The organism is Mesorhizobium sp. M0239 (assembly GCF_040321815.1).
Classification (GTDB): domain Bacteria; phylum Pseudomonadota; class Alphaproteobacteria; order Rhizobiales; family Rhizobiaceae; genus Mesorhizobium.
The window spans coordinates 83,273-104,990 of the sequence record NZ_JAMYSG010000005.1; the positions used below are offsets into that span (position 1 = coordinate 83,273).

Sequence of the window (21,718 nt, forward strand, 5' to 3'; positions counted from 1 at the left end):
ATGCCATGACAGAACTGCTTTCCGGTATCCGCGTCCTCGACCTGACCAATGTGCTGGCCGGTCCCTACTGCGCCTATCAGCTGGCGCTGCTCGGCGCCGATGTGATCAAGGTCGAGGCGCCGCAAGGCGGCGACCTGGCCCGCCAGCTCGGCGGCTCGCCAAAGCTGAACAGCGCCGGCATGGGCGCATCGTTCCTGGCGCAGAACGCCGGCAAACGGTCGGTGGTGCTCTACCTCAAGAAGCAAGCCGATCGCGAGCGTTTTCTCGATCTGGTGGCCAGCGCCGACGCATTGGTGGAGAATTTCCGCCCGGGCGTGATGGATCGGCTGGGGCTTGGCTACGAGGCGCTGAAGGCGGTCCGTCCCGGCCTCGTCTATTGCGCGATATCAGGTTTCGGCCAGACCGGGCCGATGCGCGACAATCCCGCCTATGACCAGATCATCCAGGGCCTGTCGGGGATCATGAGCATCACCGGCACACCGGAAACGGCGCCGCTGCGGGTCGGCTATCCCGTGGCCGACACGCTTGGCGGGCTGGTCGGCGCGTTCGCCATTACCTCGGCGCTGGTGCGGCAGAAGACGAGCGGCGAGGGTGCCTTTCTCGACGTCTCGATGCTCGAATGCACACTTTCCGCGCTTGGCTGGCCGGTTTCCAACTATCTGACCGCAGGCATCGACCCCAAGCCGATGGGCAATGAGAACATGACGGCGGCACCCTCCGGTGCGTTTCGCACCGGCGACGGGCTCATCAATATCGCCGCCAACAAGCAGGAACAGTTCGTGACGCTGTGCCGGCTGATCGGCCGGCCGGAACTGGCCTTGGATGCCCGCTTTGCCGAGCGCGAGACGCGCAAGCGCAACCGTGCGGCGCTTAAAGTCGAGATCGAGCACGCCCTGGCGGGCGCGCCGGCTGCGGCCTGGGAAGAGATGCTCAATCGCGCCGGCGTGCCTGCCGGCAGGGTGCTGACGATCCCGCAAGTGCTGGCCGAGCCGCAAGTCCTCGAACGCCAGGTGACCGCGAATTTCGACGATGTGGCTGGCATGGACAAGCCGCTGACCGTTCTGCGCGGCGGCTTCATGGTCGATGGCGAGGCGCCCTTGCCGACAAAGCCGCCGCCGGCGCTCGGCGAACATATGGGCGAGGTGTTCGCCGACCTGCCACCGCGCGCCAAGACAAAGGCAAGCGCATGAGCGGCACGGAGAAGAAGACAGGCCGTGAGCGCGGCGAGGAATGGTGGCAGACCGACATCATCGAGATGCGGCCTGGTGTCATCCGGCTGCGCGGCTACGAGATCCAGGATCTGATCGGCCGCGTCAGCTTCCCGGCTGTCATCTGGCTGATGCTGCGCGGCGAACTGCCCAGCGAGGACCAGGCAGAGTTGCTCGGCATTGGCTTGGCTGCCGCCGTCGACCACGGACCGCAGGCGCCATCGATCGCCATCGCGCGCATGGCTGCAACCTGCGGCGTCGGTATCAACAGCGCCATGGCCTCGGCCATCAACGTTCTCGGCGACGTGCACGGTGGCGCCGGCGAGCAGGCGCTTTCCTTCTATGGTGACATTGCTGGGGCGATCGATGCCGGGATGACGCTGAATGAAGCAGTCTCCGCGCGGCTCGACCGGTTCTTCGCCGAGGAGAAGGGCTATGTGCCGGGGCTCGGACATCGCTTCCATCCCGTCGACCCGCGCGCGCCGCGCTTGCTGGAACTGACCCGCGAATTTGCCGCACGCGGTGCCGTCAATGGACGTTTCGCCGATATTGCAGAAGCGATCGAGGCGGACGTCGCGCGGCGCAAGGGGAAAAAGATACCGCTCAACATCGATGGCGCCACCGCCGTCATCTATGGCGAACTCGGCTTTCCACCGCCGCTGACGCGCGGGCTTTTCGTGCTGTCGCGTTCGGTCGGCATCCTGGCGCATGCCTGGGAGCAGTCGCAGCAGGCCGAGCGAAACAAAGGGCCGCTGCCGCGCGAGTGGCTGTGGGCCTATACCGGCACGCCGGTGCGGCCGTTTCCCGAAAGCGATGAGCCTGGCGAGTGAGGCTTTACGCCTGGTCCACCTGCATAGGCTGAGGAAGCTTCAGCGTTTTCACCAACGTTGAAAGATCCGGCTCGTCGATGAGCATGGCCGCGTCGGCCGGCGCCAGCCAGGCCCGCTGGCGTCGTTTGGCTTCCTGCCAGTCGGCCAGTTCCTCCGTTACCTCGAGCAGAAAGACGATGACGTCGACGCGGACAAAGCGATTGGCCAGCCGCTTCCAGTAGGAATAGGTGCCCGCCGGCTGCTTCAGCGTCTTGCCGAGTACGCCGGCTTCCTCCTGCGCCTCGATGGTGGCCGCCTTGCGCCCGCTCTTGCCCTTCATCGGCCAGCCCTTGGGGACGATGAAGCGCCTGGTGGTGCGTGACGTGACCAGCATGACCTCGATGTCGCCGTGCGCGGTCAGCCGAAAGGGAATAGCCGCCACCTGGCGGATCCTCTCACCCTTCTTTGCCTTGCGTACGGCCTTCTTCTTGGTGGCTGCCATTCGTCAATCCAGTCGATGCAATGCCGCATAGCGCGACAAGGCGTCGTTGCAAAACCAAAACTTTCGCATGTGCCGCCAAAACTTTCGCATATGCCGAAAGACACTCGAAATACCTAAGTCGGCTAAATAAATGAAAAAGGCCTTGTTGTCAGCGGCAATTGCTCACGGCGGTGGTGCCGATTATCTGGGTCTGGCAGCTTGGCTTGAGCTGCTGCACGACCGGGGGCGGTTGCTGAACGATCTGGCGGTCCTGGGCGCGGTACTGCTGCTGTTGCTGCTGATATTGCTGCCGCTGTATCCTGTTTTGCAGGATTTGCAGGTCGTTCTGCCGGATCAGCGCATTGTTGCCGGTAGCGGAATTGAGCGCTTGTGCGGAAGCCGGCAGGCAAACGCCCGCCAGCACTGCCGTGGCCAGCATTGCCACTGTGAAGATCGTTGATGGCCGAAGTGCCGACATTCGCTCATTCCCGCGCAAAAAACTCTGCCCACTGATATAGGACGTTTGCGCGGCGATGCCATGGCCAGCGGGTCGAGCATCACGAAATCGGGCAGTCCAATCGCTTTGTTCTGCGATTCCAGCCGCGAACCGCAGATAGTCGTCATATGACGACTATGAAACGCCAGCGGCTTTAGTCAGTGTTCCCACGTAAATTTTCGGTTTCATCCGGCATAAGTTAATGTATTCTAATTGAGTCAGAGCTCCGCAAGTGGGAATGCGGATGCTCTGTTTTAATGCATTGAACCTTATTGCACAGTGCCGGCATCCTTATTGCAATTGCATGAGCAGAGCATAGCGGCGGCGTCGGACTCAACCAGGCATTGAGGCGCGCCCCGTTAAACGGGGGGTAGGTGCATGGCTTTGTTTCCAAAGCGTGGTGGCTTTGCCATCAAACACGCATTCGCGGTTTCGGGTTCCGATATCGACGCTGCCGATACCTACTTGGCAGAGGTATCCCAGCAAGCAGCGCTTGGCCAAGCGCTGCTTGACATCATCTCGCCTTGTGCGCTCCGTGCGGCGCAAACGTGGACTTTGTTCAAACTGGGGCCGGCGCCACGAGTGCCAGAAGCGTCGGGCTCGGCTCACCGTCACCGGTCAGTGATTGCCGGACGGTTGATAGTCCTCCTCGGCGCCACCGCGCTGGTGGATTTTCCGCCGATACCGGCGGCGCATGCTCAGTTCGTCATAGACAAGAACGGCCCGGATGCTCCGGACAGGGGACCTGGTGGTTTTGACGCAGATGGCGATAATGGCGATCCCGGCGGATCGATTACAAATGCGACCCCTGGAGCCGTAAACAACGCTCCGCAGATAAACGTCAACGCATCTGGATTCGTCGGTACGGCGAATGGCGGCGATGGCGGTGATGGCGGCGAGGGCCTGGCTGGAACGCCCTTCGAAACCAATGGCGGTGAGGGCGGCAATGGCGCTGTTGGCGGATCCGTCGATATTCTCAACAACGCTACGATTTTGACCACAGGCACTGGCCATCACGGCTTCGTTGCTTCGGCGGTCGGCGGGGATGGCGGCAGCGGCGGCGGCGCGCTTCCCGCGATCGTGAACCTCGGCGGTGACGCCGGAAGCGGCAACACCGGCGGCAGCGCCAACGCCGTTGCGTCTGGCACCAGCGACATCACGACGACGGGCGACTTCTCCTACGGCATCTTTTCCAACGCCAGCGGCGGCAATGGCGGCCAGGGCGGGGACAACATCGTCAGTCTTGGCGTCGATGCCGGTGATGGTGGCGATGGCGCCTCGGGGGGCACCGCATCGGCAAGCAACGCCGGCAAGGTGGAAACATCGGGATTCGCCTCCTACGGCATGCTGGTACGATCGGCAGGCGGTGTGGGTGGCAATGGCGCTGATGGCGTCGGCGTGGTCAGCGGCGGCGGCAATGGCGGCGGCGCAACTTTGGGCGGAAATGCTACGGGCAGCAACTCGGGCAGCATCATCACGCATGGCGATTTCGCCAGCGGCATGGCCGTGCAATCGGTCGGCGGCGGCGGTGGCGGCGGCGGCGACGCCTTCGGCCTGTTCGGCGGCGGTGGCACCGGCGGCGCGGGCAATGATGGCGCCAATGCAACCGGTAGCAACACCGGGACCATCACCACCAACGGTCTCGGCGCTATTGGCATGCTGGTCGAATCGGTCGGCGGCGGCGGCGGTGATGGCGGCGGGGCAGCCGGCATCGTGTCGATCGGCGGCTCGGCCGGCGGCGGCGGCAAAGGCGGTACCGTCACCGCCAATGTCGGCGGGATGATAACAACCGGCGCTGACGGCAGCGGCGATGGCGCGCATGGCGTTCTGGCTCAGTCGGTCGGTGGTGGTGGCGGCAATGGCGGCTTTGCCCTGTCGGTCGCCCCGGCAGTCGCTGTCGCGATCGGCGGCGGCGGCGGAACCGGCGGCAATGCCGGAGCCGTCAACGTCAACCAGGCCGCGACCGGTCCGACGGTCGACACCAACGGTCGTTCGGCCATTGGCATCCTCGCACAGTCTGTGGGAGGCGGCGGCGGCAATGGCGGGGGCGCCTTTGCGCTTGGCGGCATCGTGTCCGTTTCTGTCGGCGGCTGCGGCAGCGCGGCGGGCAACGGAGACGAGGTCACCTACAACATCGCAAACGCCAAGGTCACGACGCGCGGCACCGATTCCATCGGCATCCTCGCCCAGTCGGTGGGCGGCGGCGGCGGCAATGGCGGCTTCGCTCTCGGTGGCGCGGGTCTCGTGGCTGTCGGCGTGGGCGGTTCGGCTGGCTCAGGCGGCTTCGCCAGGAAAGTCGACGTCACCACCGGCGGCTTCGTCGAGACCATGCAGGACAGGTCGGGAGGCATTGTCGCCCAGTCGCTTGGCGGCGGTGGCGGCAATGGCGGCTTTGTCGTGGAAGGCGCGCTCTTCGGCGCTAGCGTCGGTATCGGAGGCAAAGGCAGCGGCGGCGGCGATGGCGGCGACGTGTTCTTCCGCACCGCCAATGGCGGACAGCAATCGATCACCACGCACGGCACCGACTCGATCGGCCTGGTGGTGCAATCCGTCGGTGGCGGTGGCGGCAATGGCGGCTTCGTCGGCACGTTTGGCGCGATCGCCAATCTGGGCATCGGTGGTGGCGGCGGCGCGGCAGGCGCGGGCAAGACAGTCGATGCGACCTATAATGGTTCGGTCGAAACCTTCAAGGAAAGGTCGGCCGGTATCATCGTGCAATCGATCGGCGGCGGCGGCGGCAATGGCGGCGGCGTCATCGGTGTCGGCCTTGGCCTGACCGTCGGCATCGGCGGCAGTGGCGCCGGCGGCGGCGCCGCGGGCAAGGTCGCCTACAACTCCACGACGACCACCATCACCACCCATGGAGCCGACTCGGCCGGCCTGATCGTTCAATCGATCGGCGGCGGCGGCGGCAATGGCGGCTTTTCTTTCAACGGCGCTATCGCCGCGACCATCGGCATCGGCGGCAAAGGCGGAGCGGCCGGCGAGGCCGAGACGGTCAGGGCCACAATTGGCGCGGCTTGATCCATACGATCGGCGATCGCTCGACGGGCATTGTCGCACAATCCATTGGCGGTGGCGGCGGCACTGGCGGCGGCTCCGCAGGGCTGAACCTGGGCCTCGGCATCGGGATCGGTGGCAAGGGCGCCGGCGGTGGCGGCGGCAAGACCGTCGATGTCATCAACGGCGCCATCGTGCAGACCGAAGGCGTCCAGTCGCACGGAATCATGGCGCAGTCGGTCGGCGGCGGCGGTGGCTCCGGTGGCTTTGCGGTGACGGTTGGCGGGCCTTCCTTCTCGATTGGCGGCAACGGCAGTTCCGGCGGCGGCAGCCAGAAAGTCTATGTCGAAAATACGGGCAGGATCACCACTGACAGGGACCTTTCGATCGGCATCTTCGCGCAGTCGGTCGGTGGTTCAGGTGGTGATGGAGGCCTGGCGGGCGCCGGTGGCGCCTTTGCCGCTGTCGCTGTCGGTGGCCAGGGCGGCGCTGGCGGGGCGGGTGGCCAGGTCGAGGTCAAGAACACCGCAAACATAATCACCAAGGGCGCGCTCGCGCACGGCATCCTGACGCAATCGGTCGGCGGCGGCGGCGGCAATGGCGGCAGCGCCGGCGCGGTCGGTGTCTTCGGTGCGGCTGGCGTCGCGATCGGCGGCGGCGGCGGCGACGCGAACCTGAGCGATCAGGTCACCGTCACGCACAAGGGTGACATCCATGTCGCAGGCGCGGGCGCCAAAGCCATCCTGGCGCAATCGGTCGGCGGCAGCGGCGGCAATGGCGGCAATGCCTATTCCGGAGCCTTCAGCGCGGGTTTCTACGCATCGGCAGCGGTCGGCGTTTCGGTTGGAGGCGAGGGCGGCGATGGCGGCCCTGGCGGCAAGGTTACGGTCAGGGCGGACGGCAACATCATCGCCGACACCGACGCGGTCGGTTCGGGCGGCATCGTGGCACAGTCGATTGGCGGCGGCGGCGGCAATGGCGGCCGTGCGGCCACGATGGCCGGCTCGGTCAGCAACGGCGTCAATGTCAGCCTCGGCGTTACTGTCGGCGGGTGGGGCGGCGACGGTGGCCGCAGCGACCTGGTGATCGTCGATACCGGCCTCAGCGGCGGCGGCAGCATCGTCACCAAGGGTTACCAAGCTGGCGGCATTCTTGCCCAGTCGGTTGCCGGCAGCGGCGGCAATGGCGGCGATTCCTGGGCTGCGGCTGGCGGCTATGGCGTCAATGTCAGCGTCAACGCCACGGTGAGCATCGGCGGCGGCGGCGGCGACGGCAATGTCAGCGACGATGTGCTCGTCCACAATGCCATGGCGGTGCAGACGGATGGCGACATGAGCGCGGCGATCCTTGCGCAGTCGATCGGCGGCGGCGGCGGCAATGGCGGCTCGACCAACGGTGCGACCGCCGATCTGGGCGGCGGCCAAGGCGTCAACGTTGCGGCCAATGTGACCGTCGGAGGCGGGGGCGGCACCGGCAATATCTCCGGCGCGGTCGACGTGATCAACACCGGTAATTTGACGACCAAGGGCGATTTCTCCTCGGGCATCGTCGCGCAATCGCTGGGCGGCGGCGGCGGCATGGGCGGATCGAGCAACGCCAAGGCGTTCCATCTTGGTGGCACCAGCGAGACGAGTGTCACCGTCAATGTCGGCATTGGCGGTTCGGGCGGCTCCGGCAACGATGCGGCGTTGTTCCGCCTGGATGACGGCAACAACGTCATCGGCGCAGGTGTGCATGTCGACAATTCCGGAGTAATCCGGACGCAGGGCTTCAACTCCATCGGTATCCTGGCGATGTCGGTCGGCGGCGGCGGTGGCGGCGGCGGCGCGGCTTCGACCGACGAGGAGATCGTTGGCGGAGGCAGCGAAGGCGAGACGTCCGTCGGGATCGGCGCGGCGATCGGCCTCGCCGCGGGTGGCGCCGGCAATGGCGGCACGGTCTCTGTAACCAACCGGAGCCTGATCGTGACCGACGGCGCCGATTCGTATGGTATCAGCGCCAACTCGATCGGCGGCGGTGGTGGTGTCGGCGGCTCGGCGACATCGGGCGTATTGGGTAAATATGCGATCGGTGGCGCGCTTGGCGGGGCAGGCGGCGGCGGTGGCAGCGCTTTCCAGGTCGACGTCTTCAATCTCGCCACGGCCGGCATCTGGACCCAGCAGGAGCGTTCCATCGGCATCTTCGCACAGTCGGTGGGCGGAGGCGGTGGCGCCGGTGGCGCCGGCGAAAGCACCGGTCATACCGATGAATCGGAAGTCAGTGTCAACCTGTCACCGGGCGGGTCCGGCAACGTTGGCGGTAATGGCGGCAAGGTCAATGTCGAAAACAGCGGCTGGATCCAGACCGAAAAGGCCTATTCGCACGGCATACTGGCGCAGTCGATCGGCGGCAGCGGCGGCGTCGGCGGCGCTTCGGGCACCTCGGCCAAGGACTCCAATGTGGCCATAACCTTGAGCCTCGGCGGCGCCGGCGGCACCGGCGGCAAGAGCGGCGAAACCGTTCATGTAACCAATTTCGGGTCGGGCGAGATCCTGACCAAGGGCGACAATTCGCACGGCATCTTCGCGCAATCGGTGGGCGGTGGCGGTGGCGCGGCCGGCGCCGGCTCGACCGAGACAGGCAGCGCGGAAACGTCGGTGACGCTGGCGATTGGCGGGCTGGGCGGTGGGGGCAGCAGCGGTGGCGACGTAATCGTCGACAATCATGGCAAGATCACCACGCTCGGCTATCTTTCGCACGGCATTTTCGCGCAATCGGTAGGCGGTGGCGGCGGTGCTTCGGGTGCCGCGGCCAACGCTTCGGAGGCCGACATGACGATCGGCGGCGCGATTTCTCTGCCGAGCGGCGACGGCTCCAATGGCGGCCATGTCACGGTCAACAATGACGGCATCATCGAAACCTGGAAGGATGGGGCGCTCGGCATCTTCGCCCAGTCCGTCGGCGGCGGCGGCGGTTATGGCGGCGTGGTATCGGCCGACACGGCGGGAGATGATTCGGTCGCGCTGCAGCTTGGCGGCTTTGGCGGCAATGGCGGCAATGGTGGCAAGGTCGATGTCACGGTTTCCGGCACCATCATCACCCATGGCGAGCGCGCGCACGGCGTGGTCGCGCAATCGGTCGGCGGCGGTGGCGGCTATGGCGGCGACGCCAAGGGCAAGAGCTCGAATGCGTTGGCCATTGGCGGTCTCGGCGGCAATGGCGGCGATGGCGGGGATGTTACCGTCATCCGCACCGGCATGATCACGACGACGGGCAAGGATTCCATCGCTATCATCGCGCAGTCGGTCGGTGGCGGCGGCGGCATCGGTGGTGCCGGTTTCGGCCGCTTTGGCGCTGACGACGACGGCGGCGGGCCAAACGCCATCGGCTTCAACACGCCTGGCGGCACTAAGGGCACCGGCGGCAAGGTGACCATCATCCAGTCCGGCGCCATTGAGACCGATGGCGACCGTGGCCACGGCATCGTTGCCCAAGCGGTGGGCGGTGGCGGAGGCGCCGGCGGCATGGATTCGCTGGCCATGGGCCAGTCGGCGGCCGGCTCGCAAGGCGGTATCGGCGACGCCGCGGCGTCGGCCGCAAGCACGGACAGCCAAGTCTGGGTCAAGGGCGCAAGTTCGTATGCGATGTTCGGCCAGAGCGCCACTGGCGCCGGCAATGCCCATGCGGTCGATTTGACGGCAGGCGACAGCCTCTTCGCGCAAGGTGCCGATTCTGTGGCTGTCTATGGCGAGAGCACGGCCAAGGGCGCCAAGGGCAACATCACCATCAACCTGAATGGCCAGTACACGATTGGCGGTGCCGGAACCGGCGTGGCGGCGATGCTTGTCGGCGGTGCCGACAACAATCTGATCAATCACAGCCTGCTCTATGCGATGGGCGCAACGCCGAGCTTCACCATCCAGGCATCGCAATTCCAGGCATTTCAGGCCTTCCTGTTGGCTCCCGGTCCCGTCGTGCCGACGAATGCGATCCTGGAATCGCTTCTGGACGATTTCAGTCCACTGGCTATCACCGGCACATCGGGCGATGACCATGTGGAGAATTCGAAGATTGCCGACACGCTCGGACGGGTGATCGGCAACATGGATCTCGGCGGCGGCACGAACAGCTTCCACAATATCGCCGACGCCTCGATGGTCGGCCTCAAGACCATCGATCTCGGCGGCGGCAAGTTCACCAATGACGGGCTGTTTACCAACCAGGGCATCGGCGTCGTGGCCAAAGTGGATGTCACCGGCGGCTTCACCCAGATATTCTCCGGCGACTTCGTCACCGACGTCGATCTCAACAACCAGATCACGGATGCCCTTGCACTAACGGTGGCTGGCGACTTCGATGGCGAGGCGCCGTTGAACTTCCTGTCGATCGACAAATTGTTCGCCGAATATGTGCTGGCCACCGGATCGGCGATGACCGATTCCGGCATCACGCCGACGACGCTGCATCCGGCGGTCGGCTTCAATTTCCTGACCAAGGTGGTCGGCGGAACGGATCTGGTTCTCTATGCCGACAATCCGACTTTCCTGGAGTTGGCACAGGATCCTAACTCCGGCACGACCGATCCCGGCGTCTTCCAGATGGCGCAGTATCTCGACGATGTCGAGGCTTCATCGAGCCCAGACAATCCGATGGCGCTGTTGATCAACATGCTGCGCTTCCTGCCCGATGAAATGGAGCTCGGCGCGGCCCTGACGCGGCTGACGCCGCACTATGCCGTGCACACATTCGAGATGATCAACCGCTCCACGGACATCATGCTGGAGGCGGCGCGCGAATGCACCGGCGTTCCCGCCTACAAGGATCCCGACGGACGCTGTGTCTGGGCGTCGATCAGTCCGCAAGCCGAGTACAGCCGCGACGCGGGGGGGCGGAACCACCAGCCGCGACGACGTGTTGAAGACGATGTCGCTTGGCGGTCTTGGCGAGGTCAGTCAGCACTGGTCGCTTGGCGCAACCATAGGCCGGACCGAATTCGATTCGAAGATCGATTTCAACGGCGAGCTTCTGTCGGCGACGACAGGCGAATCCTGGCAGGCGTACGCGCTGGCGAAATATGCCGACAAGAACTATTTCATCGACTTTGCACTCGGCGGCGGCACCGGCTCCTTCAAGGGCGAGCGCGATACGCATCTCGATCAGGTGGCCTTCATTCCGGGCGAAACGCTGATCGGCGATTATCTGCCGGAGGCATTGCTGCCTGGCATCGGCAACAGTGTCACCTACACACAGAAAACCGCCCAGTTCGGCGGTTCGGCGCGGCTCGGCATAACGCAGGAGATGGGTGCTTTCTACCTGCAGCCGACCCTGCAGTTCGACGCGCGCTGGCTGCGTGTTTCCGGCAAGGAAGCGGGCTCGGTTGCCGCCTTCAACTTCGACGGCAGCGCCAACATGTATTATTCGGCGACGCCGGCTTTCGAGATCGGTACCGACCTTGCACTCAGCGACATTGCCAGCCTTCGCGTCTATGGCAAGGCTGGCGTGGAGTTTTCCGACAAGGAGTGGGAAATCGAAGGTCGCTTCGCGGCGGCGGAGAATCTGCCTGGCAACCCCGCATTGCACTTGACGGAGACCGTCGATTCGCCGCTCTATCGGGTCGGCGCCGGCCTTGAGCTGAATGGCGTCAATGGCGTCGGCATGTCCGTCAGATATAATGGCGCCTTCGGCGAAACGGTTAAACAGAACGCGATCAGCGCGTCTCTCAAGGTCAGTTTCTAGCTGGCCCGAGGCGGAGCCGGGCGGGAGGGATCTTGATGAGGAAGTACGCGTATTTCGTGGCGATGCTGGGTGTTGCCTGCACCGTGGGCGTGGCCGCCGTGGCGGCGCAAACCAAGAGCGACAAGGCGGTCGCGGCACCCGCTGCCGCGGATGCGCCGCAGTTGCCCGGCGGCGCGTCGGCACTGTCTGAAACCCACGGCGACTGGACGGTCAATTGCCAGATATCGGGCACGGCCAAGACCTGCAGCCTGTCGCATCAGCAATTCAACAAGCAAAGCAATCAGCGGCTGCTGGCGATCGAGCTGGTGAGCAAGACCGGCGAGGATGCCACGGGCACGCTTGCGTTGCCGTTCGGCCTGGCGCTGGCCAAGGGGGTCAGCCTGACCATCGACGATCAGAAGCTGGACGGCAGCCTGGCGTTCAACACCTGCCAGGTCGTCGGCTGTCTGGTGCCGGTGGTGTTCGATGCGACTGTCACGCCACTGCTGAAATCAGGCACCACACTGAAGATCGACGCTTTCGCGGCAGACACCGGACAAGCGGTGAGCTTCTCCATTCCGCTCAACGGCTTCGCCGGCGCGCTTGCCCGGACCGCCGAGCTTTTGACCAATTGATGTAGGCCGCAGGACTTAAAGCGCGCCGCCTGAATGCCATCTCGCGGCAGGGCGGTGCGTCACTGCAGCAGAACGTCTTTCAGCTCAAACGACGATCGTTTTAAGCCTTTCGGCGATCAGGGCGGCGAGCCGCGCCGCCACATCATCCTTGCTCATCTCCGGCCATTCCTCGACGCCAGCCTTTGACACGATCCGCACCCGGTTGCGATCGCCGCCCATCACGCCCGAAGAACCGACGCCGCTTCCCTGCGACACGTCGTTGGCGACGATGAGATCGGCGCCTTTTTTCTTGAGTTTGGCCTCGGCGTTGCGCAGGAGATCCTGCGTCTCGGCGGCGAAGCCGATAACCAGGCCGGGTCGCTGGCTGTGATGGCCGACGCTGGCGAGAATGTCGGGATTCTCGACCATGCGCAGCACCGGCGGCCCTTCGCCGGCGACCTTCTTGATCTTCTCACCGGCTGAATTCTCGGTTCGCCAGTCGGCCACGGCGGCGACGAACACCGCCGCGTCTGCGGGCAGGAGCTGTTCCACCGCGTCGCGCATCTCTTGCGCACGTTCGACATGGATGGTCTTCACGCCAGCCGGATCGACGATGCCGACAGGGCCGGAGACGAGGTGCACATCGGCGCCGAGCCTGGCCAGTGCTGCCGCGATGGCATGGCCCTGCTTGCCGGACGAACGGTTGGCGATGTAGCGCACCGGGTCGATCGGCTCATGCGTCGGGCCGGAGGTGACGATGATCTTGCGCCCCGACAGCGACTTCGGGCCGACGTCGAGCAGTGCCTCGATGGCGGCGACGATCTCCAGCGGCTCGGCCATGCGGCCTTCGCCGGCTTCATTGCTTTCGGCCATCTCACCCCTGGCCGGACCGACGAAGGTGACGCGGTCCTTCTGCAGCGTCGCGCGATTGCGGCGGGTGGCCGGATGCGCCCACATTCTGGTGTTCATGGCCGGCGCCATCAACACCGGCTTGTCCGTGGCGATGAGCACCGTGGAGGCCAGATCGTTGGCGTGGCCGTTTGCGAGCTTGGCCATCAGGTCGGCGGTGGCGGGCGCCACCACCAGCAGATCGGCCTCGCGCGACAGCCTGATGTGGCCGACATCGTGCTCGTCCTGGCGGTCGAACAGTTCGGTAAAGACATGGTCGGCGGAGAGCGCGCCGGCCGACAGCGTGGTGATGAATTCCTGTGCCGCCGATGTCATGATCACCCGCACCGCCGCACCACGCTCGCGCAGCCGGCGGATCAGATCGAGCGCCTTGTAGGCGGCGATGCCGCCGCCAATGATGAGCAGGATGCGCTTGCCGGAGAGGCTCATGCCTGAGACCAGTTCCTGTCCAGTGTCATGCCGGCTTCAGCGCCGGTTCGATATCGGTATGGATGAAATCATTACCCTTGAAAAGCAGCGGCAGGTTTCGCGTCTTGGCCAAGGCGTAAGCGAAACAGTCGCCCATGTTGAGATCAGCACGATGATGAGATCCACGGCCATAGAGAGAGTAGGCAAGCCGTGCGACTTCAAGCTGCGCTAAATCAAAAGGAACTACCGTCAACTCGAGAAGATCGATTAGCAGTTTGAGTTCGTTGACGTTAACGCCATCACTCGACCGGCTCGCGACACAATGCGCCTCCAGCAGCGTCGCTGCGCTTACCAGTGCAACAGATGAGGTACCGAAAACGTCGACGAATGCAGCGGCATCCGGCTCCGCGCCAAGGATTGCGATCAACGCCGAGGTATCGACCGCGACTGTCACAGAAGTCCCTCGTCCCACATATGGTCAGTAATCGCTTTGAGATCAAAAGGGCGTTCCAGCTTCCGCCCGAGCGCCAAGATTTCGTCACGGGAAGCCTTCAGTCGCCACGCCCCATTCTCAAGCCTGGTTTTTGGGATTGCCGCCTCACGCAAGGCATCCCGCACTTCCTGCTCCATCGAAACGCCGCGCGCGGCGGCGCGCTCGCGGAGCACCTGCTTCACGTTGTCGTCAAGGTTGCGGACTGTTATCGTGCTCATGGTCTTGCTCCATGCCGCTTAATATAGGCAACAAGCAGCGTGCATGCAATGACAGCATTGCTGTCATTGCATGCACTCAGATGATCTTCCAGGCGATATAGACGAGCGTCAGCGCGATGACCCACAGTGCCCAGCGGCCGGAGCGGCTGTAGCGCGCCTCGGCCTTGCCAATGGCGTGGGCGGTGGTTTCGTCGAAGCGCAGGCCGTGCTCCGCCATCAGGTCGATCTCGCGCGACAGCCGGTCGGTGCGCGCCGCAAGCTCGGGAATCTGGCGGGCCAGCGTGAGCAGCGCCCTGGCGCCGTCACGCGCATCGATCATCATGCCACGCGGCCCAAGATTGCCTGATATCCAGTCGCCGACCACCGGCTCGGCCGTCTTCCACATGTTGAAGGCCGGGTCGAGCGTGCGCGCCACGCCCTCGACCACCACCATGGTCTTCTGCAACAGGATCAATTCGGGCCGCGTCGCCATGTCGAAGAGTTCGGTGACCTCGAACAGCAGCGTCAGAAGCTTGGCCATCGAGATGGTCTCGGCCGGCTGGCCATGGATCGGCTCGCCGATGGCCCGGATCGCCTGCGCGAAGGCTGCAACATTGTGCTGGCGCGGCACATAGCCGGCCTCGAAATGGACCTCGGCGACACGCAGATAGTCGCGCGTGATGAAGCCATAGAGAATTTCGGCGAGGAAGCGGCGCTCCTTCTTGCCGAGCCTGCCGGCAATGCCGAGATCGACGGCAACGATGGTGCCGTTTGCCTCGACGAACAAATTGCCCGGATGCATGTCGGCATGGAAGAACCCGTCGCGCAGCGTGTGGCGCAGGAACGACTGGATGAGGTTTGCTGCGATCGCCTTCAGTTCATGGCCGGCGGCCTCCAGGCCGGCAATGTCGTTCATCTTGACACCGTCGACCCATTCCATGGTCAAGACGTCGCGGCCGGTGCGCTCCCAGTCGACGGACGGCACGCGAAAGCCGGAGTCATCCCTGGTGCTTTCGCCGAGCTCCGAGAGAGCCGCCGCCTCGAGGCGAAGATCCATCTCGATCTTGGTGGTCTGTGCCAGCGTCTGGGTGACCTCGACCGGCCGCAGCCGGCGTGACGAGGGGATGTATTTCTCTTGCAGGCGAGCGGCGAGGAAATAGCTTTCGAGATCCTGGAAGAAACGGCGGCGCACGCCGGGCCGGATCACCTTGACCGCCACCTTGGTGGCAATGCCGTCATGGAGAGCGTCGGCGGCATGGACCTGGGCGATGGAGGCGGCGGCGACCGGGTCGCCGAATTGCGTATAGAGATCGCCGACCTTGCGCCCGAGCGAAGCCTCGACCGCCGCGATGGCCTCGGCCCTGGGGAAGGTGTGCATCTTGTCCTGCAACGTGGCGAGATCGAGCGCCATGTCGTTGCCGACGACGTCGGGCCGTGTCGCCAGGAACTGGCCGAGCTTTACATAAGATGGACCGAGTCGGACGACCGCCTTGGCCAGCCGGTCGCTGCGCTCATAGGCCAGCGCGCGGCGGCGGGTGAACAGCCGCGCCATCCGCCAGCCGAACTTCGGCAGGCCGGACAGCTCCTCACCCGGCAAGGCGGCGACGACACCCTCGCGGACCAGCACCCAGCCGGCCCTTACGAGCCGGAATCCTGCACTGACATTGCTCATGGCAGCGCCAATCCTGCCGGCTCTTTGAACCGGCATAGCACGCGTCGATTATGAGAAATGCGGTCCGGCCTCAAAGCTTCCAGCCCGAATGAAGTGCTGCAATACCGCCGGAATAGTTGCGGAAGGAAACGCGGTCGAAGCCGGCGCGGGAAATCATCGTCGCGAAATTCTGCTGATTGGGAAACCTGGCGATCGATTCGACCAGATAGGAATAGGGTTCGCCGTCGCCAGTGACCATCTTGCCGATCTTGGGAATGGCGTTGAACGACCAGGCTTCATAGGCCTTGTCGAGCAGCGGCATCTCGACCTCGGAAAATTCCAGGCACAGGAAGCGCCCACCGGGCTTCAGCACGCGAAACGCTTCGCCCAAGGCCACCTCGATGCGCGGTACGTTGCGGATGCCGAAAGCGATGGTGTAGGCATCGAATGTGGCATCAGGGAAGGGCAGTTCCTCGGCATTGGCCTCGACGAAATCGGTGTTGCCGGACAGGCCCTTCTTTTCGGCCCGGTCGCGGCCGACAGCCAGCATCGAGCCATTGATGTCGAGCACGGTGGCATGAGCATTGCCGTGGCTGGCATCGACGATGCGGAAGGCGATGTCGCCGGTGCCGCCGGCAACGTCCAGCACGCGCCAGCCGATCCTTTTGGGAGGATTGAGCCAGGTGACCATGGCGTCCTTCCACAGCCGGTGCAGGCCGGCCGACATCAGATCGTTCATCAGGTCGTAGCGGTTGGCGACCTTGTGGAAAACATCGTTGACCAGGGACTGCTTGTCGCCAGCCCCTACACGCTTGAAACCATAGGAGGTTTCCATGCCGCCCGCGGCCGTGGTTCTCTCAACTGACATTTTTTTGATCCGTCATAAAACCGGCGGGACCATAGCCGATCGATGGTGCGGGCGCTATTGTTTAAGGCGCGGTGTTCAGCCGCGCTTCCAGGTGGCGGGTTTTCGAGACCTGGACGGACCGACGGGATGATTGAATGCCTTTGAAAGCGGAACTGCACTGCCACATCGAAGGGGCAGCGGCGCCCGAACTCGTCGTCCGCCAGGCGCAGAAATACGGCAAGGACACCTCGCCCTATATCCAGAACGGTTCCTTCGTCTGGCACGATTTCACCTCCTTCCTGGCGGCTTATGATTTTTCCGCCGATCTGTTCCGGACCGAGGAGGACTATGCGCGGCTGGCCGACCATTATCTGACCAGTCTCGCTCGCGATGGCGCCATCTATTCCGAAGTGTTCACCTCGCCGGACCACGCGAAAAAGGCCGGGCTGTCGCCGAAAGCCTATACCGATGCGCTCGGCGAAGGCATGGCCCGCGCCAAGGCCAAGACCGGCATCGAGGGCCGCATGATCGTTACCGGCGTGCGCCATGTCGGCGTCGAGTCGATCGAGCAGGCGGCGCGCTTCGCGGCGCGCTGCGGGCATCCGCTGGTCACCGGTTTCGGCGTTGCCGGCGATGAGCGCATCGGCGATATGGAGGACTATGTCAGGGCTTTCGAGATCGCCCGCGAAGCCGGGCTCGGCATCACCATCCATGCCGGCGAACTGACGGGCTGGGAGACCGTCCAGGCGGCGCTCGATCATATCCGTCCGTCCCGCATCGGCCATGGCGTGCGCGCCATCGAGAACCTGGACCTCGTCAGGCGCATCGCCGACGAGGGCGTCGTGCTGGAATGCTGCCCCGGTTCCAACATCGCGCTCAAGGTGTTCGACAGTTTTGCCGACCATCCGTTTCCGTCCCTGCAGGCGGCAGGCTGCAAGGTGACGCTCAATTCCGATGATCCGCCCTATTTCTGGACCTCGCTGAAGCGCGAATACGACATTGCCGCCGAGCATTTCTCGATGAACGAAAAGGCGCTGGCCGCCGTTACCCGTACAGCCATCGAAGCCGCTTTCGTCGACAGAAAGACAAAGACGGCACTTCTTGCCCGGTTGAGCAGCGCGGCACGCTGATTTCCGCCGACAAAGCTGTGGTCGGTGCGGGCCAAGCGGTTCCTTGGCCGGCGCATTGCCGCTAGGGTTCGCCCAGGCAGCTTGAAGCGCGGCGCGTCCGAAAGGGCCATGCGCGCATTTTCGGGCGCAGGCATCAGGAGAACACCATGAAGGGCGTCACCGTCGTCGACCACCCGCTTGTCCAGCACAAGCTGACCATCATGCGCAAGAAGGAAACCTCGACGGCCGGCTTTCGCCGGCTGCTGCGCGAAATCTCGCTGCTGCTCGGCTACGAGGTCACCCGCAACCTCGAACTGACGACGACGACCATCGAGACGCCGATGGAAACCATGGAAGCGCCGACGCTTGAGGGCAAGAAACTGGTCTTCGCCTCGGTGCTGCGCGCCGGCAACGGCTTGCTGGAAGGCCTGCTCGACCTGGTTCCGGCGGCCCGCGTCGCCCATGTCGGTCTCTACCGCGATCACGAAACGCTGGAAGCGGTCGAATATTTCTTCAAGGCGCCGAGCGACCTCGCCGACCGGCTGGTGATCGTCGTCGATCCGATGCTGGCGACCGCCAATTCGGCGATCGCGGCGATCGACAAGCTGAAAGAGCGTGGTGCCACCAACATCCGTTTCCTTTGCCTGCTGGCGGCGCCCGAAGGCATCGAGCGCTTCATCAAGGCGCATCCGGACGTTCCCGTCTTCACTGCTTCGATCGACCGCCAGCTCAACGAGAAGGGCTACATCATGCCCGGCCTTGGCGACGCCGGCGACCGCATGTACGGGACCAAGTAATATCAGGCGAAGTCGCCTGGTCCGATTTACCAAATATTTACGCAAAGGCGCGGTTTTGGCGCGCGTTAAAGCGTCAAACACCATCCGGGTCTAACGATCGGCTGTCACTACGGCGCCGCGCGTCCATTTCGGACGCGCAAAGGACGCTGTAGCACTTTGATTTTGCGCATGAGCCTTTCCGAAAATCGATCCCGATTTTCGGGGTCATGCGGCGAGGCCGATCCATGCTGCGCAAGCTTCTCATCCTTGCCGTTTTCGCCGGTTCATCGGCATCGATACCGATTGTGTATCAGTCCAATCCGCAACTCGTCGAAAACCTGCTGAGGTCGGCGGTGCCGGGCAAACAAGCGGTCGAAGCCCAACCAGACGTCAATCTGGCATCGGTGCCCAACAAGCCCGCGGTACCGCTGCCGATGGGCCGCAAGGTGGTCGTCGCGGCTGACGAGCGCGGACATTTCTCATCGGCTTTCAAGTTCAACGGACGCCAGGTCGACGGCATGATCGACACCGGTGCGACATTGGTCGCCATCAACATTTCGACGGCACGCAGGATCGGCTTGTCGCTGAATGCTTCGGACTTCAGCCACGAGGTCAACACGGCCAACGGCACCATCAAGGCGGCCGTGGCCATGATCGACCGCCTGCAGATCGGCAACATCACGGTCAATGACGTCCAGACCATTGTGCTCGACGACAGGGCGCTGCGCACCAATCTGATCGGCATGAGCTTTCTCAACCGGCTCGACAAATACCAGGTCGAGAACGGCACGCTGCTGCTCGTCCAGTAAGGCTGTTCGTTTCCGCAATTCCCAAGGGAAAGCGCTATGCGCTTTTCCCGGGAAGCCGTTTCACACTTTTCCTGAAATTGCTTTAGCCGCGCGGCAGAATCCGCCGGATGACCGACTTGTCGGCGGGCGGCTTCGAGGCGCCGACCGTATAGGCCGAAAGCACGGTTGCGGCAGCGCTCTCGGCATCGGCCGATGAGCGGGCATGGACCAGCGCCAGCGGCTCGCCGATCCCAACCTCCGCACCGACCGGCAACAGCCTGGTGATGCCGACCGCGGGGTCGATCTGGTCGTCCGGCCGCGTGCGCCCCCCTCCCAGGCCGACCACGGCGAGCCCGATATCGCGGGTGGCGATGCCGGTGACGAAGCCGTTTGCGGTTGCCTTGACGGCAAATTCGATCGCCGCCGCAGGCAGATATTTTTCCGGCTTCTCGATGAAATCGGCGGGGCCGCCAAGCGCGGCCACCATGCGTGCGAAAGTGGCGGCGGCGCGGCCGCCGGCGAGCGTTTCGGTGGCGCGCCGCATGCCATCCTGGTTGGACGACACCAGTCCCGCCGACTGCAGCATTTCGGCGGCCAGCGCCAGCGTCACATCCTCGAGCCGACGGTCACGATACCGGCCGGTGAGGAAATCAACGGCGTTGCGCACCTCGACGGCGTTGCCGGCGGCCGACGCCAGCGGCTCGTTCATGCCGGTGATCAACGCCGAAGCCTTCAGTCCGGCGCCGTTGGCGATCTCAACCAGGCTGTTGGCGAGTGCAGTGGCGTCGCGCGATTTTTCCATGAAGGCGCCGTTGCCGACCTTGACGTCGAGCACCAGCGATTGCAGCCCGGCCGCCAGCTTCTTCGACAGGATCGAAGCGGTGATCAGCGGCACTGATTCGACCGTGCCGGAGACGTCGCGGATCGCATAGAGCCGTCGATCGGCGGGCGCGAGGTCGGCGGTCTGGCCGATGATGGCACAGCCTGTTTCGAGCACCGCCTTGCGAAACAGCGCGACATCGGGCTGGCTGATGTAGCCGGGGATGGCATCCATCTTGTCCAGCGTGCCGCCGGTGTGGCCAAGGCCGCGCCCCGAGATCATCGGTACATAGGCGCCGCAGGCGGCGACGATCGGCGCCAGCATCAGCGAGACATTGTCGCCGACGCCGCCGGTCGAATGCTTGTCCGTGACCGGGCCGGGCAGGTCCGACCAGTCGAGCACATCGCCGGAATCGCGCATCGCCAGCGTGAGCGCCACGGCCTCGTCGCGGCTCATGCCGTTGAAGAACACCGCCATGGCGAAGGCGCCAGCCTGGCCATCGGTAACGGCGCCTGACGTCACGCCCTCGACGAAGCCGGCGATCTCCTCTTCCGACAGCCTGAGGCCATCGCGCTTGCGGCGGATGATTTCCTGGGGAAGCATCAGGTCTCCAGCAGTCCGTCGTGGAACACGCGCTGCAGGATCGTCGCCAGCCGCGCGCCGCCTACCGGCGCCATGTCCTTGGTCTCCTGGTGCGATAGCTCGGCCCCGGTCATGCCGGCCGCCAAATTGGTGATGACCGAACAGGCGGCGACGCGCAGTCCGAGGAAGCGGGCGAGAATGACCTCCGGTACGGTCGACATGCCGACCGCATTGGCGCCCATGATGCGCGCCATGCGGATCTCGGCCGGCGTTTCGAAGCATGGGCCGGAGAACCACATATAGACGCCCTTGTGCAGGGTGGTGCCGGTCGCATTTGCCGCCCGTTCGATGGCCTGGCGGATGCCGGCATCATAGGCTTCAGTCAGGCCGACGAAACGCCGGTCGCTTGGTTCGCCGATCAGCGGGTTGGTGCCCGAGAAATTGATATGGTCCGATATCAGCATCACCGAGCCCGGCGGCATGTCCGGATCGACCGAGCCGGCGGCATTGGTGAGGATCAGCTTCGTGATGCCGATGCCGGCAAGCACTTCCAGCACCGGCCGCATCGCCGCGGCAACGCCGTGCTCGTAGTAATGTGCGCGGCCCGACAGCATCAGCACCGGCACGCCGGCAAACAGCCCTGCCACCACTTCGCCGGCGTGCCCGGTGACACCGCTTCTGGGAAAACCCGGAAGGTCGGCATAGGAGACCCGGATCGGGTCCTCGATCTGGTCGACCAGACTGCCGAGGCCCGAACCGAGCACCAGTGCCGTGGCCGGCGCCAGGCCGTCCAGCCTTTCGACGAGATGATCCAGGGCTTTTTCCGTCATCGCTGC

The 21,718-nt window shown here is 64.5% G+C and carries 18 protein-coding genes; 9 read left to right on the forward strand and 9 right to left on the reverse strand.

Going from position 1 to position 21,718, the window contains the following annotated elements; all coding sequences use genetic code 11:
* Positions 1-5 precede the first annotated feature (5 nt).
* Positions 6-1,190 carry a CaiB/BaiF CoA transferase family protein gene (locus tag NKI99_RS06300; protein WP_352610204.1) on the forward strand — a complete coding sequence of 395 codons (1,185 nt, stop codon included), beginning with the start codon at positions 6-8 and terminating at the stop codon, positions 1,188-1,190.
* Positions 1,187-2,038 carry a citryl-CoA lyase gene (locus tag NKI99_RS06305; protein WP_352610207.1) on the forward strand — a complete coding sequence of 284 codons (852 nt, stop codon included), beginning with the start codon at positions 1,187-1,189 and terminating at the stop codon, positions 2,036-2,038. Before NKI99_RS06300 ends, NKI99_RS06305 begins: the two co-directional genes overlap by 4 nt.
* Before the next feature lie 4 nt (positions 2,039-2,042).
* Here the strand turns inward: NKI99_RS06305 and NKI99_RS06310 are convergent, their stop codons facing one another.
* The gene (locus NKI99_RS06310; RefSeq protein WP_352610210.1) at positions 2,043-2,519 is read right to left on the reverse strand and encodes an NUDIX hydrolase; all 477 of its coding nucleotides are present in this window, start codon (positions 2,517-2,519) and stop codon (positions 2,043-2,045) included.
* Positions 2,520-2,649: 130 nt separating this feature from the next.
* Between NKI99_RS06310 and NKI99_RS06315 the strand changes: the two genes are divergently transcribed.
* On the forward strand, positions 2,650-2,958 hold the full coding sequence (locus tag NKI99_RS06315) for a hypothetical protein (RefSeq protein WP_164780000.1): 309 nt from the start codon (positions 2,650-2,652) through the stop codon (positions 2,956-2,958).
* A 654-nt stretch (positions 2,959-3,612) separates the two neighbouring features.
* Here NKI99_RS06315 and NKI99_RS06320 read toward each other — a convergent pair.
* On the reverse strand, positions 3,613-4,008 hold the full coding sequence (locus NKI99_RS06320) for a hypothetical protein (RefSeq protein WP_352610213.1): 396 nt from the start codon (positions 4,006-4,008) through the stop codon (positions 3,613-3,615).
* Here NKI99_RS06320 and NKI99_RS06325 point away from each other — a divergent pair.
* The 3 genes from NKI99_RS06325 (at position 3,988) to NKI99_RS06335 (ending at position 12,323) form a co-directional block, all read left to right on the forward strand.
* Complete coding sequence (locus NKI99_RS06325; protein ID WP_352610216.1) at positions 3,988-6,018, forward strand: hypothetical protein; 2,031 nt, start codon at positions 3,988-3,990, stop codon at positions 6,016-6,018. The genes NKI99_RS06320 and NKI99_RS06325 overlap by 21 nt on opposite strands.
* Positions 6,015-11,603, forward strand: coding sequence for an autotransporter outer membrane beta-barrel domain-containing protein (locus NKI99_RS06330; RefSeq protein WP_352610219.1), 5,589 nt, complete (start codon positions 6,015-6,017; stop codon positions 11,601-11,603). The genes NKI99_RS06325 and NKI99_RS06330 overlap by 4 nt, the downstream gene beginning before the upstream one ends.
* A gap of 141 nt (positions 11,604-11,744) precedes the next feature.
* Positions 11,745-12,323 carry an invasion associated locus B family protein gene (locus tag NKI99_RS06335; protein WP_352610222.1) on the forward strand — a complete coding sequence of 193 codons (579 nt, stop codon included), beginning with the start codon at positions 11,745-11,747 and terminating at the stop codon, positions 12,321-12,323.
* Positions 12,324-12,407: 84 nt separating this feature from the next.
* Here the strand turns inward: NKI99_RS06335 and coaBC are convergent, their stop codons facing one another.
* The 5 genes from coaBC to ubiE form a co-directional block, all read right to left on the reverse strand.
* The gene (gene coaBC / locus NKI99_RS06340) at positions 12,408-13,640 is read right to left on the reverse strand and encodes a bifunctional phosphopantothenoylcysteine decarboxylase/phosphopantothenate--cysteine ligase CoaBC (protein ID WP_352610225.1); all 1,233 of its coding nucleotides are present in this window, start codon (positions 13,638-13,640) and stop codon (positions 12,408-12,410) included.
* Positions 13,641-13,665: 25 nt separating this feature from the next.
* Entirely contained in the window at positions 13,666-14,073 is a 408-nt protein-coding gene (locus NKI99_RS06345) for a type II toxin-antitoxin system VapC family toxin (protein WP_127290735.1), read from the reverse strand.
* A complete protein-coding gene (locus NKI99_RS06350) occupies positions 14,070-14,330 on the reverse strand; it encodes a FitA-like ribbon-helix-helix domain-containing protein (RefSeq protein WP_023812567.1) in 261 nt (86 codons plus the stop codon). Before NKI99_RS06350 ends, NKI99_RS06345 begins: the two co-directional genes overlap by 4 nt.
* A 76-nt stretch (positions 14,331-14,406) precedes the next feature.
* Positions 14,407-15,981, reverse strand: a complete 1,575-nt coding sequence (gene ubiB / locus NKI99_RS06355; RefSeq protein WP_128303194.1) for a 2-polyprenylphenol 6-hydroxylase — start codon at positions 15,979-15,981, stop codon at positions 14,407-14,409.
* A gap of 70 nt (positions 15,982-16,051) precedes the next feature.
* A complete protein-coding gene (ubiE, locus tag NKI99_RS06360) occupies positions 16,052-16,828 on the reverse strand; it encodes a bifunctional demethylmenaquinone methyltransferase/2-methoxy-6-polyprenyl-1,4-benzoquinol methylase UbiE (protein ID WP_127328341.1) in 777 nt (258 codons plus the stop codon).
* A 134-nt stretch (positions 16,829-16,962) separates the two neighbouring features.
* Between ubiE and NKI99_RS06365 the strand changes: the two genes are divergently transcribed.
* The 3 genes from NKI99_RS06365 to NKI99_RS06375 all read left to right on the forward strand — a co-directional run bounded on the left by NKI99_RS06365 (position 16,963) and on the right by NKI99_RS06375 (position 19,501).
* Positions 16,963-17,937: an adenosine deaminase gene (locus tag NKI99_RS06365; RefSeq protein ID WP_128303193.1), complete on the forward strand. Its 975-nt coding sequence runs from the start codon at positions 16,963-16,965 to the stop codon at positions 17,935-17,937.
* Between the two features lie 146 nt (positions 17,938-18,083).
* Entirely contained in the window at positions 18,084-18,713 is a 630-nt protein-coding gene (upp, locus tag NKI99_RS06370) for a uracil phosphoribosyltransferase (RefSeq protein ID WP_023812571.1), read from the forward strand.
* 224 nt (positions 18,714-18,937) lie between these two features.
* On the forward strand, positions 18,938-19,501 hold the full coding sequence (locus NKI99_RS06375; protein ID WP_352610227.1) for a TIGR02281 family clan AA aspartic protease: 564 nt from the start codon (positions 18,938-18,940) through the stop codon (positions 19,499-19,501).
* An 82-nt stretch (positions 19,502-19,583) separates the two neighbouring features.
* On the opposite strand, the gene deoA is transcribed toward NKI99_RS06375, so the two are convergent.
* Positions 19,584-20,903 carry a thymidine phosphorylase gene (gene deoA, locus NKI99_RS06380; protein WP_352610230.1) on the reverse strand — a complete coding sequence of 440 codons (1,320 nt, stop codon included), beginning with the start codon at positions 20,901-20,903 and terminating at the stop codon, positions 19,584-19,586.
* The gene (locus NKI99_RS06385) at positions 20,903-21,712 is read right to left on the reverse strand and encodes a purine-nucleoside phosphorylase (protein WP_352610232.1); all 810 of its coding nucleotides are present in this window, start codon (positions 21,710-21,712) and stop codon (positions 20,903-20,905) included. The genes deoA and NKI99_RS06385 overlap by 1 nt, the downstream gene beginning before the upstream one ends.
* Positions 21,713-21,718 lie beyond the last annotated feature (6 nt).